Source organism: Lactobacillus sp. ESL0260 (genome assembly GCF_003692935.1).
Lineage (GTDB): Bacteria > Bacillota > Bacilli > Lactobacillales > Lactobacillaceae > Lactobacillus > Lactobacillus melliventris.
The window spans coordinates 52,886-67,129 of sequence record NZ_REHO01000007.1; the positions used below are offsets into that span (position 1 = coordinate 52,886).

Genomic DNA, 14,244 nt, shown 5'->3' on the forward strand with positions numbered 1-14,244 from the left:
TAAATTCAATTTTGGGTTATAGTATTGAATGTGTTGCGGGCATGGCGGAATGGCAGACGCGCAAGACTAAGGATCTTGTGATCGCTTTTAGATCGTGGAAGTTCGAGTCTTCTTGCCCGCATTTGCTTTAATGGAGCTTTGGCTCCATTTTTTTGTGCTTAATTTTTTTGAGCAGATTTATTTTGCAACCAACTAACTTTATTTTAAAAATTAATTATGTTGCATAGTTTTATAATTAAGAGAGGTTATACTTAAGAAGAGATTTTTTAAAGCAAGGGAAAACAAATGGCGAGAAAACGAAGAAGCAAGAAGTTATCTAATACAGCAATCATTATGCGCACTTTTATTATTTTATTTTTGTTAATAATTGCTTTTGTGGCTTTTCGTTATTATCGGAGGCAGGCAATTCAGTCTGAACAGATTAGACAAGAGCAGCTTGCGCGTGAAGAAGCAAGGCAAAAGATTATCAGACAGCATAAGGCCTTTATCCGAGAAATTGGCCCGATAGCTAAAGAAGTGGATAAATCTTTTGATCTTTTACCTAGTATTACTATTGCCCAAGCCTGTCTCGAAAGTGATTATGGTAAAAGCGATCTTTCGCAAAAATACAATAACCTCTTTGGTGTCAAAGGCAATAACCCTAATACCTCTGCTGTCTTGAAAACCAAAGAATTTGAAAAAGGCAAGTGGATTGAAATTAAAGCTCGTTTTCAAATTTATGACTCTTATGAAGCTTCAATCAGGGCACATGCGCGCTTGTTCCAAAAAGGGACAACTTGGGATGCCAAGCAGTACCGACACGTTCTGGCAGCCAAAAATTATGAGGCTCAGGCTCATGCTTTAGTCAAAGACGGCTATGCCACCGACCCTGATTATGCGGACAAACTGATTAAATTAATTGAAGAATACAATCTTGACCGTTTTGATAAATAGAATGCACAGGGTAGCAAATACAATTACGATTTTTGGTACAATAGAAGAGTTATAATTTTTAGGGTGAGAGGATTCAGAATGAGCGTAGAATCAATTTTAAAAGGTTTAAATCCACAGCAAAAAAAAGCAGTACAGATTACAGAAGGGCCTTTATTAGTCGTTGCTGGAGCTGGTTCCGGGAAAACATCCGTGCTAACGCGGCGAATTGCTTATCTGGTTGCTGAAAAAGGGATCGCGCCTTGGAATATTTTGGCTATTACTTTTACCAATAAAGCCGCTACTGAAATGAAAGAGCGCGAATATAAGTTATTGGGCCAGCAGGCTGACGGTATCTGGATGTCGACTTTTCATGCTCTTTGTGTCCGCATATTAAGACGGGATGCTGAAAAAATTGGTTATAGCAGTAATTTTTCGATTGCTGATTCAGCTGAACAGCTCACTTTAATTAAACATATTCAAAAAGAGCAAAATATTAATCCCAAAATGTATGAACCACGGAGGATTTTGTCTGCCATTTCCAATGGCAAAAATGATTTACTTACTCCAGATGCATTTTCAGCTAGCGCTGCCTCACCTTTTGAAAAAATAACTGCTCAAGTGTATCAGGAGTATCAAAAACGCCTAAAGAATGATCAAATTATGGACTTTGATGATTTGATTATGCAAACTCTGGTTTTATTCAAAAAGGCTCCGACAGTTTTACATTATTATCAAAATAAATTTCGTTATTTACTGGTAGATGAATACCAGGATACCAACCAGGCACAATACGAACTGTGTCATGCTTTAGCTGCACAATATAAAAATATCTGTGTTGTCGGTGATGCAGATCAGTCAATCTATGGCTGGCGCGGTGCCAACATGGAAAACATTATGAATTTTGAGCAGGACTATCATGATGATGGCGTGCAAACTGTCAAACTGGAGCAAAATTACCGTTCAACTGGTCATATTTTAGCAGCTGCTAATGCCGTAATTAAGAATAATCGTAACCGCAAAGCCAAAAAGCTGTGGACAGACCAAGGTGAAGGTGCAAAAGTAACTTATTATCGCGCCCAAAGTGGCGACGATGAAGCGCATTTTATTATTGCTAAAATACAAGAAGAGGTAAAAGAGAAAAAGCGTTCTTATCACGATTTTGCGGTATTATACCGTACTAATGCGCAATCCAGAACAGTTGAGGAGTCCTTTGTTAAGTCAAATGTTCCTTACCAAATTGTTGGTGGTCATAAGTTCTATGATAGAAAAGAAATCATGGATATTATGGCTTATTTAAAGTTAGTTGCTAATCCCAGCGATTCCATGAGTTTCAACCGGATTATTAATACCCCTAAGCGCGGTATTGGACCAGTAAGTGTGCGGCGTTTTATGGACTTTGCCCGTGATAACAATTTATCAATTTTAGGAGCCTTTGATCACATTAGTATGTCGGGCGTTACTGCTCGGGCAGCCGCCAGACTAAGTGATTTTGGCGCTAAACTACGCGATGCGATTAACTTCGCTAAAGATCATACAGTTACTGGTTTGACTGAAAAAATACTGCAAGACTTTGGCTATACTGCTGCCTTGAAAGCTGAACATACAATTGAAGCAGAAACTAGATTAGAAAACCTGGATGAATTTTTGTCTGTTACTAAGCGTTTTGACGATGAATATGAAGAAAATGATGACGCTGAAAATGCTTTGAGTGAATTTTTGGCCGAGGTTTCTCTTTTAAGTGACCAAGATGATTTGGCCAATAATGATGATCAAGTTGCGTTAATGACATTACACGCTGCGAAGGGACTGGAATTTCCAGTAGTCTTTTTAGTGGGAATGGAAGATGGACTTTTTCCTTTGTCCCGCGCTTTGATGGAAGATGATCAGCTGGAAGAAGAGCGCAGATTGGCTTATGTGGGTATTACCCGAGCTAAGCGCGAACTGTTTTTAACCAATGCTTACTCACGCATGATGTATGGCAGAATGCAAAATAATCCTCCTTCCAGATTTTTGGCAGAAATTGATCAAGACGACCTGAATATTGAAAATTCCGTTCCAATTACTTTGACTAGTGCTAACTTGCAAGCTGAAACTGCACCATTTGCTAATAGTGATGAACGGGCACGTGCACAAGTTTATACTCCAAAAGTTAAACCTGCTGGTGCAGTAGGAGCGGAGAAAAAAGGCTGGAATGTCGGCGACCAGGTAGAGCATAAGTCCTGGGGCAGAGGCGTTGTAACTAAAGTTAACGGCAAGGGCGAAGATATGGAACTTGATATTGCTTTTAGTGGTAAGGGAATCAAGCGGCTTCTAGCAGCATTTGCACCAATTAAAAAGGTATAATAAAAGCAGAAATAAAAAAATAGTTTTAAATCAGGAGGAAGAAAATGGCAGATTTAACTCTTGATGAGGCCAGAAAAGAAGTCGCAGCTCTAAGAGATAAACTAGACGAATGGGCAAATGCCTATTATACAAAGGACACACCTGAAGTTGAAGATAATGTGTACGATAAAAACTATAATCGTTTAGTTGAACTTGAGCAGGAATTTCCGCAGCTGGTGTCACAAGATTCCATTACTCAAAAAGTAGGGGGACAGATTGACAATCAGTTTACTAAGGTTACTCATGAAATTCCAATGTTATCAATGGGAGATGTTTTTTCTAAAGAAGAACTGCAGGAATTTGATGACAGAGTGCAAAAACAAATAGGTCACGAAGTTGCTTATAATGTCGAATTAAAGATAGATGGTCTGTCTATTGCCTTAGAATATACTGACGGTAAATTAACCAGGGCTTCTACCAGGGGAAATGGTCAAGTAGGTGAAGATGTTACTCCTAATGCACGCTATATTTCTGATATACCGCAAACCTTGCCCGCAAAATTGACCACGGAAGTCCGGGGTGAATGTTACATGGGTAAAGAACCGTTTGCTAAACTCAATGCGGAGCGTGATGAAAAAGGTGAAACAACTTTTGCTAATCCGCGCAACGCCGCAGCCGGCTCTTTACGGCAATTAGATGCAAGTATTACCAAACACCGGCACTTGAGCACATTTATTTATACCTTGGTTAATCCGCCAGCAGAAATTACCAGCCAACACCAAGCCATTGAAAAGATGACGCAGCTGGGTTTTCATACTAATCAAACCGGTCGCAGAATTGCGAAAATGGCCGATATTTTTGCTTTTATTGACGAATATACTGCTAAAAGAAATTCGCTAGATTACGGTATTGACGGGATCGTTTTAAAAGTTGACGATTTGGATTTGCAACAAGAACTAGGAAATACCGTCAAAGTGCCACGGTGGGAAATAGCGTATAAATTTCCTCCTGAAGAGCAGGAAACTGTGGTTCATGAAATTAAGTGGACGGTTGGTCGTACTGGAGTTGTAACGCCAACTGCGATTATGGATCCTGTCCAGTTAGCTGGTACTACAGTTTCTCATGCTGTTTTGCATAACGCCGATTTATTGCAACAAAAAGATGTCCGTATTGGCGATACCGTTATGTTACATAAAGCGGGTGATATTATACCCGAGATTTCAGAAGTGGTATTAGCTAAAAGGCCGAAGGATGCTCAACCTTATCCGATTCCAACAACTTGCCCGTCGTGTGGAGAAAAATTGATTCATCTAAAAGATGAAGTAGCATTGCGCTGTGTTAATCCGTCGTGTCCTGCTCAAATTGAAGAGGGCATAACTCATTTTGCTTCAAGACCGGCTATGAATATTGACGGCTTAGGGCCTAAGATCGTGCGGCAGTTAATTAAGAATGGTCTAGTTCATAATGTAGCTGATTTGTATCATTTAACCGCTGCTGATTTGGAAAAACTGGATCATTTTAAAGATAAATCTATCAGCAATTTATTAAACGCCATCAATAATTCAAAAAGAAATTCCGTTGAATTATTGTTAACTGGACTTGGAATTGATCATGTCGGTGCAAAGGCTGCCAGATTAATTGCACAAAAGTTTAAAAATATGGCAAAGATTATAACTGCAGACGTGCAAGATGTAGCTGCTATCGCTACAATAGGGATGACAATTGCAGAATCTTTAACCACTTATTTTGCTCAAGATGAAGTTAAAGATCTAGTTAATGAACTTAAAAATAGTGGTGTTAACATGGATTATCTGGGTGCAGAGCCAGCAGACACTGCAACAATCCCTGACAATTACTTTAAAGGTAAAACTGTCGTTTTAACAGGAACTCTGGCGCATTACACTAGAAGTGAGTTTACCAAGAAATTACAAGCACTTGGTGCTAAGGTAACTGGTTCAGTTTCAAGGAAAACCGATTATGTAATTTATGGTCAGGACGCTGGTTCCAAATACACCAAAGCGCAGAAGCTCGGTGTATCGTTATTGACTGAGGAAGAAGCAATTGCTCAAGTTAAATAAAGGAACTTTTAAAGTGAAAAAATACTTGCAAATATTAACGCTTTTGGGAATATCATTGAGTTTGACGGCTTGCGGCAACTTGAAAAATTCCAACTTGGCGAATAACGCTAAAACATCATCGAATTCAAGCCCTAAAACATATCAAACTACTGATACTGGTAATAATGGATATACTGTTTTGCTTAAAAACGGGCATTATGTAACAAGTCCAATATCTGGCCTGACAGCGACTGATAATGATAATTCTGTTGACACCAGAGAATTAGAACGAGGCTTGGTCCAGATTTCTAAAGGTGTTTATTCAACAAATTCATATGTCTTTCAGGAAGGCCAGTACATTTCTGCCACTGTAGCCAATCAATGGCTGGGACGAAAGTCAAAGTCAAATCCCACTGGCCTTAATCCCAAAATAGGAACTAAGAAAAATTACCAACCAATTTATTTAGAAGAAATAATTGAACAAGATTTTTTGACGGGTTCCGGTTCAAATTACCACATAGGTGGTATTAGTATTGGGCTTGCTCTTAATTCAATTGACTATTATCAAAAGAAAAAAGATGGTCCTGAATACCAGGCACAAATTTCACGTACGCAGCAAAAGCAGTACGGACAAGAAGTGGCCCAAAAAGTAGTGGCTCGTTTACGGAAAAAGAAAGCCTTAAAGAACATTCCAATTACGGTTGGGCTTTTTGCCAAAGAAAGTAAGGACTCTTTAGTGGCTGGAACTTACTTTTTGAGCGGGACAGCGGCCGCTAATAGTAGTAAAATAACTAAATGGAAAACTATTAATACTCAAGCGGAAGTTTTACCAACGGTTGGTGGTAAAAAAGCAATTAATAGCAGTGATGCTTCCAGTTTCAATAGTTTTAAAGAATCTATTCAAAATTATTTCCCTAATATCAGTGGTGTAACAGCAACTTTACGCTATGAAAATGGTAAGTTAGCTCAAGAAAATATTACAATTACTACCCAGTTTTATGGGTATGAGCAAATTCAAAGTTTTACCAGGCTGGTTTTATCAACCGCAAAGAAGTATTTGGCTAATAACGTGCCCATCGAAATTAAGATTGGTTCCGTTAATGATATCCAGGCTTTAGTTGCTAAAGAAACAGGGGATAGTAGTTATCAAGTCCATATTTATGGTGGCGAATAAGGAGGTATATTTGCGTGGAAATTACAGAAGATACAATTAAACACGTTGCGACTTTGTCGCGGCTTGAGATTGATGAAAAAGATATCAGCAAGGTAACTGAACAAATGAGTTCAATTATTAATATGGCTGATCAATTATCAGAAGTTAATACTACTGGTGTGAAAGAAACCGTTCAGGTTGTTGATCGCGATACGGTTTTCAGAGAAGATGAGCCTGAACACTGGCAAGATCGAGCTGAATTAATGAAAAATGTTCCTGAACAGGCCAATGGCTTCATTAAGGTTCCAGTAATTATTAATAAGGATGAGGACGAGTAATGAATTACTTAAATGAAGATATTGACTCTTTAAATGAAAAACTTGCCCACAAGACTTTGTCAGCCGACAAATTAGCGCAAGATACAATTGATAATATTAAAAAAACAGATGACAAGTTGAACGCTTGGATTACTGTTCAAGAAGATGCAAAACCTGCAAGTGATCTTGATTTTGACCAAAACAAACTTGCTGGCATTCCCATTGCCATTAAAGACAACATTATTACTGATGGTGTTAAAACAACGGCAGCTAGTCATATTCTAGATAATTACATTCCGGTATATGATGCGACTGTCATTGAAAGATTAAAAAAGGCGCAAGTGACTTTTGTGGGTAAAACCAACATGGATGAGTTTGCGATGGGTTCTTCTACGGAACATTCATACTTTGGCATTACCCACAATCCGTGGAATTTGGACAAAGTACCAGGCGGTTCATCTGGTGGTTCAGCTGTTGCTGTTGCCTCGGGCCAAGTCGTTGCTGCTTTGGGTTCAGACACTGGTGGTTCGATCAGGCAGCCTTCCGCGTTTAACGGCATTTTTGGTATCAAGCCGACATACGGCCGAGTTTCCCGCTGGGGTTTAATTGCTTTTGCTTCTTCCTTAGATGAAATCGGCGTGATGAGTAAGCGGGCAAAAACTTCGGCTCAAGTTTTAAATGTTATTGCGGGTAGTGACGAGCACGACTCTACTCTTTCGACTAGAGCGGTGCCTGATTTTACCAAGTACATTGGTCAAGATGTTAAGGGTATGCATGTAGCGGTAGTTAAAGAATACATGGCTGCTGTTGATGGTGATATGCGCAAGGCAATTCAAGAACAAATTGATGCTTTGGAAAATGCTGGAGCAATCATTACTGAGGTATCTTTGCCTTTAACCAAGTATGTAGTTCCCGACTATTACATTATTGCTTCAAGTGAGGCTTCATCAAACCTGCAAAGATTTGATGGTATTCGTTACGGCTACCGTGCTCAAGATACTAAGAACCTATTAGATGTTTACGTTAAGTCGCGTTCAGAAGGCTTTGGCGAAGAAGTTAAGCGCCGGATTATGCTGGGCTCTTTTGCACTTTCGGCTGGCTCTTATGATCGTTTCTTTAGACAAGCATCTAAAGTGAGAACGTTAATTTGTGACGAATTCGATCAGATTTTTGCTGAGAATGACGTGATTGTGGGCCCAACCACTACCACTCCTGCTTTTGGCATCGGTAGTGAAATTTCCGACCCAATTAAAATGTACAATAATGATATCTTGACAATTTCAGCCAACTTAGCAGGAATTCCTGCTGCCAGTGTTCCTGCTGGTTTAGTTGATGGAATGCCTGTAGGACTGCAGATTATGGCCAAACGGTTTGATGAAGGCAGCATTTTCCAAGTAGCTGATTTTATCGAAAGAACTAATAAGTTTTATGAAAAAACACCAACTGGAATGGAGGATTAACTGATGAATTTTAAATCAACGATTGGATTCGAAGTTCACTTTGAATTAAAAACTAAAAGTAAGATTTTTTCACCTTCGCCAGTAAGTTATGGTGCTAAACCCAACACGGAAACAAATGTCATTGATTGGGCGATGCCAGGTGTTTTACCTTACGTTAACAAGGACGTTTACCGCTTAGGCATTATGGTTGCATTAGCCACACATGCTCATATTTTGCCAACAACTCATTTTGACCGGAAAAATTACTACTACCCAGATAGCCCTAAGGCTTACCAGATTACCCAATTTTTCCAACCACTAGCTCGTGATGGTTATGTTGAAATTGAATCTCATGGTAAGAAAAAGCGCATTGGAATTCATGAAATGCATATTGAGGAAGATGCCGGCAAGAATACTCATGGGACCAACGGTTATTCTTACGTTGACTTAAACCGGCAGGGTGTTCCTTTACTTGAAGTTGTTTCTGAGCCCGAAATTGCTGATCCGGATGAAGGCTATGCTTACCTTGAAAAATTGCGTAAGATAGTGCAATTTACCGGTGCTTCCGATGTTAAGATGGAAGAGGGATCAATGCGTGTTGATACCAACATTTCCATTAGACCTGCCGGTCAAAAGGAACTGGGTACCAAAGTTGAAATGAAGAACTTGAACTCTTTTGAACATGTGCGTAAGTCTTTGGCATATGAAGAAAAGCGTCAAGCTCAAGTCCTACTATCTGGTGGTCGCGTGCAACTTTCTACTCGCCGCTTTGATGAAGCAACTGGTAAAACAGTTTTGGAACGTGTCAAAGAAGGCGATGCTGATTACCGTTACTTCCCTGAACCTGATATTGCTCCTGATCATATCAGCCAAGAGTGGATTGATGAAATCAAATCAACTTTGCCACGTTCAGCTGAAGAACGATACAACCAATACGTGAATGAATTTGGTTTAAAAGAATATGACGCTAATGTTCTTTTGCAAACTAAAGAAAGTTCAGACTTCTTTGATCAGACTGTTGCTGCAGGAGCTGATCCCCAGCTTGCTGCTAACTGGATGAACACTCAAGTTAATGGTTATTTGAATGATAATCGGGTTGAACTTGCTGATATTAAGTTGACACCGGAGCATTTAGCTGCCATGATTAAATTGATTAAAGATGGTACGATTTCTTCTAAAATAGCTAAAAAGGTCTTTGCAGAGACAATCGCTAATGGTACAGACCCTAAGAAATACGTTGAAGACAAAGGTATGGTGCAGTTATCTGATACCAGCGTCTTGGCACCTATGGTTAAAGAGGTTGTTGATAACAACCCACAATCGGTAGAAGACTTTAAGAACGGTAAGGATCGGGCAATTGGTTATCTTGTCGGGCAGTTGATGAAACAAACCAGGGGCAAGGCCAATCCAAAGGTAATTAATAAGTTGCTGAATGAAGAATTGCAGAAGCGTTAAGTAAGTTTTGAAGTAATAAGGGTAGAAATTATGACTGAAAAAGCAAGATTGATCTATAATCCTGTATCTGGTCACGAACAGATGCCTAAAAATGTCGCGGATATATTGGACGTTTTGGAACAAGCTGGGTATGAGGCAAGTGCATTTAGAACCAAGCCAGAAAAGCAGAGTGCGCAAAAAGAAGCAACTCGGGTAGCTAATGAAGGCTTTGATTTGATTGTTGCCGCTGGCGGTGATGGCACCATCAATGAGGTAGTAAACGGTATTGCAAATTTGGAAAAAAGACCAAAGATGGCAATTATTCCTGCCGGTACTACTAACGATTATGCTCGTGCTCTGCATATACCGCGAGATGATATTGCTGAAGCAACAAAGGTTATTCTCAAAAATAAAACCCGTAAAATGGATATTGGTGAGGCAACTTTTGCCAAGGATATTCAGTATTTTGTTAATATTGCTGCTTGTGGTTCATTGACTGAACTGACATATGGTGTTCCGTCGGAAGTAAAGTCTGCACTTGGCTATACTGCCTACTTAATTAAGGGTGCGGAAATGTTGCCACATCTTACTGAAAATGAACTTCGTCTTACCTATGATGAGGGCGTATACGAAGGCAAACTGTCTATGCTATTGCTCGGAATGACTAATTCTATTGGTGGTTTTGAACAAATTATGCCTGATGCTGAACTAAGTGATGGCTTGTTTCAATTAATAATTGTCAAGCCGTCTGAACCAGTAAAGTTGTTAAAATTAATGGCTTTAGCTTTAAACGGCAAACACGTTGATGATCCTGACATTATTTACACTAAGACGCGTAGTTTAAAAATTGAATTAATGGGTAAAAGCAAAGGCGAAAAATTGCCGGTTAACCTTGATGGTGAAATTGGTGATTATTGTCCTGTTACTTTTAAAAATTTACAACAACGAATTGAATTTTTCGTTGGCGAATAGATAAAGCACAAAAAAGAAGCAATTACTTTCACGAGTAATTGCTTCTTTAGTTTAGTAACAAAATCAATTAGTTGCGACTATTGCCACTGCCACCAAAGATTTCTAGTAAGAACATAAAAATGTTAATGAAATCAAGGTAAAGTTGCAATGCACCGAGAACTGCTAAGCCGTTAGTTGAAACTTGGTCGCCATAATTAGTGTAAATGGCTTTCATTTTGTTGGCGTCGCTGGCAGTTAAACCTGTAAAAAGAATGACCCCAATAAATGAGAAGACATAAGTAACAGCCGGGTTACGTAAAAACATATTAACTATCAAGGCAACAACAAAGCCAAGTAAAGCTGCACTCAAGTATGAATTCCAGTTAGTCATATCTCTTTTAGTAAAAGTGCCAAACAAAGCCATGGCAATGAACACCGTTGCTGCTGAAACAAAGGCAGAAGTAATTTGGGTGCCGGTATAAAAGCCTGCAATTAAGGCAAATTCAAAACCGTAAATTGCTGATAGTATCGTTAACATTACTAGACTGGCAACTGGATTGCGATCAGCTTTAAAACTAATACCCATTGATAAGCCAAAAGGTACAAATAAGATGAGCCACATCATAGCCACTGGCATGTTCATCACAGCGCTTCTGAATACGGTCATTGTTAAGTAAGCTGCTAACGCAGAAACAAGTACTGCACCAGCCATCAAGGCATACATTTTTGTTAAAAAAGTATTGGTTTCGGAGATGGTGTGGATTTGGCGCCTATCTGAATTAGTATCGTAATTATTCATGAAAAACGTCCTTTCTTTAAGTTATTAGTAATAAAAGTAACACAGACTAAAGTAAGTGTGAAGGGAAAAAGTTGAAATTAATCCAATGTTAAGAAATCGACTTGTGCATTACTTTTGCTAGGATTTTTAGTAAAATAAAGATATTAATTAGTGTTTGTAAAAAAGGACAAAATATGGAAAAGAATCAAATTATCAAGCTTGAAATTACAGATTTATCATATGAAGCTATGGGAGTAGCTCATTATGAGGGCATGACAGTATTTGTCAACAATGCTTTACCGGGAGAAACGGTAGAAGCTAAGATTTTAAAAGTAAAGAAACACTTTGCTTTTGCTAAAATCGAACAAATTATTAAGGAAAGCCCTGACCGGGTTAACATTAAACTTAACCAGTGGGTCCAAACCGGCTTGGCATCTTTAGCACACATCAAATACGATAAGCAGCTGGAATTTAAACGTAATCAAGTAGTAAATTTACTGCAGAAAGCACATTTGGATGATGTAAAAGTAGGCGAGACCCTGCCTAGTCCTGAAGAAACAGGCTACCGTAACAAGGCACAGGTGCCAGTGCGTGAAGTTAAAGGTCAGCTTGAAATTGGCTTTTTCAGAAAACATTCACACGACTTAGTGCCTCTGACCAATTTCTTTACTACTGATCCTGAAATTGACCGCGTTTTAGTTGCTGTGCGTGATATTTTAAGACAATATCGTGTTCCAGCTTACGATGAAATTCATAATCAAGGTGAAGTCAGGTACTTGGACGTTCGCCGCAGTAAAGCGACTGGTGAAATTATGGTCATCTTGGTTTGCTTGCACAAAGATTTCCCTCAGTTACCAAAAGTAGCAGAGGCTATTAAACAAATTGCTGGTGTCACTAGCTTAGTATTGAATTATAACCCGAAGAAGACCAACGTTATCTTAGGTAAGATTGATTACTTGATCTTCGGTAAGCCGCAAATTACGGACCAAATAGGTGATGTTAAATTTAAGATTTCTCCTGAAAGTTTCTTTCAAATCAATTCACTGCAAACACCCCGTTTATATGATTTAGCTATCAAAAAAGCTGATTTAAAGCCTGATGATATCGTGATTGATGCTTATTCTGGTATTGGAACTATTGGTTTAAGCGTTGCCAAGCACGTTAAATCTGTCCGCGGAATTGAAAGCGTGTCTGATGCGGTGAAAGATGCCAATAATAATGCTAAGTTGAATGGTATCAATAATGCCAAATATGTGACTGGTAAGGCTGAAGAAGTGATGCCAAGATGGGCAGCTAAGGGGATGAAAGCTGATGTCATCTTTGTCGACCCGCCACGCAAAGGATTAACACCTGAATTTATTGAGGCAGCAGTAAATACTAGTCCAAAGAAGATTGTTTATATCTCATGCAATCCCGCAACCATGATTCGTGATTTGCAGGAATTTATGAATGAAGGCTACACCTTTAATCAAATCGATCCTGTTGACATGTTTCCACAAACACCGCATGTTGAAGCGGTGACGGTATTGGAACGGGCTAGGAAATAAGCAAAAATGCCTGTGTAATAGTATTTTTAATAGAAAAAAGCGTCCTAATTTCTATTTTAAAGATTGATGTGAACCCTAAAATTAGGACGTTTTTTGTTTTCGGAGCTATACCACAGTGTTTTCTGGATAAGAGAAAAGCAATTATTATAAAAAGTAGCATAAAAATCTTTTTACTAAATAGTTTCTCTCATTTGTTCAGATGCTTAAAAACAAGAGAAATTTGTACTAAATAATTAATTTTTGAATGATATTTTGTTAGTGTGAAAAGTTTATTAGTAAAATTCATTGATTCAAATCCTTGGCATTGATCAATAATTTTAGTAAAATATTTGTAAGAAGTAAGACGTAAAACGAAAAGGAGAAATTGTTATGGAAAATGCTTTAACTGGCAAAGTGTCACAAAAAGGACAAGTTGTTATTCCAGCATCAATCCGGAAGGCTCTAGATTTGAAAAGGGGAAGTGAGGTATCATTCAAATTAGAGAATGGCGCAATTACTATTAAAAAACTACCAACAGCATTAGATTGGGCTAATTTGGTTAAGCAAATACCAGTTGAGAATGTTGATATTGATGAAAATGGACATTATGATCCTAAAAAATCACCTGATTTTCATGACTGGATGGTTAATGGCTAATGGAGCCAATGGACATTTATATTGCTAACGTACCTTTTGACGAGATACATGGTAGCAAAGTACGCCCAGCTCTAGTAATTGAAGTTGGTCGAGAATACGTCATGGTTTTTAAGATTACTAGCCAATATCAGCATAAGTCAGCACAGATTAAGCAATTGTACTATTCTATTCAAAACTGGCCAGAAGCAGGGTTAAAAAAGCAGTCCTATGTTGACACTCATAAACTTTATCGTCTAAACAAAAAATTGGTTTTTAGTCAAAAGCCGATTGGTAAATTGACTGCACTAGATAGGCTAGGACTCTTCAGATTTATTCAACAGCAAAATTAACAAGTTATATGTCATCCAAATTAGGGTGGCATTTTTGTTTAAAGTATCAATACTTAGCAATCATCATAAACTCAAGTATCATTATATTAAATTTTAATCGTCAACTATTGAATTGAATCTTGCGTTATAGTCTAGAAACTATTGAAAAAATATTAAGAAATAATTATTAAATAAATATTTAAAAATTAAATTTTGATTTAATATTACAAAATGCTATATATAAAACATATTTTTGTAGTCGTTATGCTAATTGGTTAAATATATTACATAAAATAAATGATTTACACCTTTTTTGAGATGTTTTATCAAAGAAATTATATGATACTGTTAAAAATACTATAATTTTCTCAATATTAAATCTGCTTATTT

At 38.1% G+C, this 14,244-nt stretch carries 12 protein-coding genes and 1 tRNA gene; 12 read left to right on the forward strand and 1 reads right to left on the reverse strand.

Annotated features, from left to right (window positions below):
- Positions 1-35 precede the first annotated feature (35 nt).
- The 9 genes from F5ESL0260_RS02910 (at position 36) to F5ESL0260_RS02950 (ending at position 10,606) form a co-directional block, all read left to right on the forward strand.
- Positions 36-121 (forward strand) — tRNA-Leu (locus tag F5ESL0260_RS02910).
- A 164-nt stretch (positions 122-285) separates the two neighbouring features.
- Positions 286-933 (forward strand): glycoside hydrolase family 73 protein, encoded by a 648-nt coding sequence (locus F5ESL0260_RS02915; protein WP_110445793.1) that lies wholly within the window; start codon positions 286-288, stop codon positions 931-933.
- A gap of 78 nt (positions 934-1,011) precedes the next feature.
- Positions 1,012-3,255 (forward strand): DNA helicase PcrA, encoded by a 2,244-nt coding sequence (pcrA, locus tag F5ESL0260_RS02920; RefSeq protein WP_122025793.1) that lies wholly within the window; start codon positions 1,012-1,014, stop codon positions 3,253-3,255.
- 44 nt (positions 3,256-3,299) lie between these two features.
- The gene (gene ligA, locus F5ESL0260_RS02925) at positions 3,300-5,312 is read left to right on the forward strand and encodes an NAD-dependent DNA ligase LigA (RefSeq protein WP_122025794.1); all 2,013 of its coding nucleotides are present in this window, start codon (positions 3,300-3,302) and stop codon (positions 5,310-5,312) included.
- Positions 5,313-5,325: 13 nt separating this feature from the next.
- Entirely contained in the window at positions 5,326-6,465 is a 1,140-nt protein-coding gene (locus F5ESL0260_RS02930) for a CamS family sex pheromone protein (protein WP_122025860.1), read from the forward strand.
- 14 nt (positions 6,466-6,479) lie between these two features.
- Entirely contained in the window at positions 6,480-6,782 is a 303-nt protein-coding gene (gatC, locus tag F5ESL0260_RS02935) for an Asp-tRNA(Asn)/Glu-tRNA(Gln) amidotransferase subunit GatC (protein ID WP_110445796.1), read from the forward strand.
- A complete protein-coding gene (gene gatA / locus F5ESL0260_RS02940) occupies positions 6,782-8,221 on the forward strand; it encodes an Asp-tRNA(Asn)/Glu-tRNA(Gln) amidotransferase subunit GatA (RefSeq protein WP_122025795.1) in 1,440 nt (479 codons plus the stop codon). The genes gatC and gatA overlap by 1 nt, the downstream gene beginning before the upstream one ends.
- Before the next feature lie 3 nt (positions 8,222-8,224).
- A complete protein-coding gene (gene gatB, locus F5ESL0260_RS02945; protein ID WP_034977233.1) occupies positions 8,225-9,655 on the forward strand; it encodes an Asp-tRNA(Asn)/Glu-tRNA(Gln) amidotransferase subunit GatB in 1,431 nt (476 codons plus the stop codon).
- A gap of 30 nt (positions 9,656-9,685) precedes the next feature.
- The gene (locus tag F5ESL0260_RS02950) at positions 9,686-10,606 is read left to right on the forward strand and encodes a diacylglycerol kinase family lipid kinase (protein ID WP_046324530.1); all 921 of its coding nucleotides are present in this window, start codon (positions 9,686-9,688) and stop codon (positions 10,604-10,606) included.
- A gap of 67 nt (positions 10,607-10,673) precedes the next feature.
- On the opposite strand, the gene F5ESL0260_RS02955 is transcribed toward F5ESL0260_RS02950, so the two are convergent.
- Entirely contained in the window at positions 10,674-11,384 is a 711-nt protein-coding gene (locus tag F5ESL0260_RS02955) for a Bax inhibitor-1/YccA family protein (RefSeq protein ID WP_122025796.1), read from the reverse strand.
- Between the two features lie 173 nt (positions 11,385-11,557).
- Between F5ESL0260_RS02955 and rlmD the strand changes: the two genes are divergently transcribed.
- The 3 genes from rlmD to F5ESL0260_RS02970 all read left to right on the forward strand — a co-directional run bounded on the left by rlmD (position 11,558) and on the right by F5ESL0260_RS02970 (position 13,875).
- Positions 11,558-12,910, forward strand: coding sequence for a 23S rRNA (uracil(1939)-C(5))-methyltransferase RlmD (gene rlmD / locus F5ESL0260_RS02960; protein WP_122025797.1), 1,353 nt, complete (start codon positions 11,558-11,560; stop codon positions 12,908-12,910).
- A 369-nt stretch (positions 12,911-13,279) separates the two neighbouring features.
- Complete coding sequence (locus tag F5ESL0260_RS02965) at positions 13,280-13,546, forward strand: AbrB/MazE/SpoVT family DNA-binding domain-containing protein (protein ID WP_122025798.1); 267 nt, start codon at positions 13,280-13,282, stop codon at positions 13,544-13,546.
- Positions 13,546-13,875 (forward strand): type II toxin-antitoxin system PemK/MazF family toxin, encoded by a 330-nt coding sequence (locus F5ESL0260_RS02970; RefSeq protein WP_122025799.1) that lies wholly within the window; start codon positions 13,546-13,548, stop codon positions 13,873-13,875. The genes F5ESL0260_RS02965 and F5ESL0260_RS02970 overlap by 1 nt, the downstream gene beginning before the upstream one ends.
- The last annotated feature ends 369 nt before the right edge of the window (positions 13,876-14,244 follow it).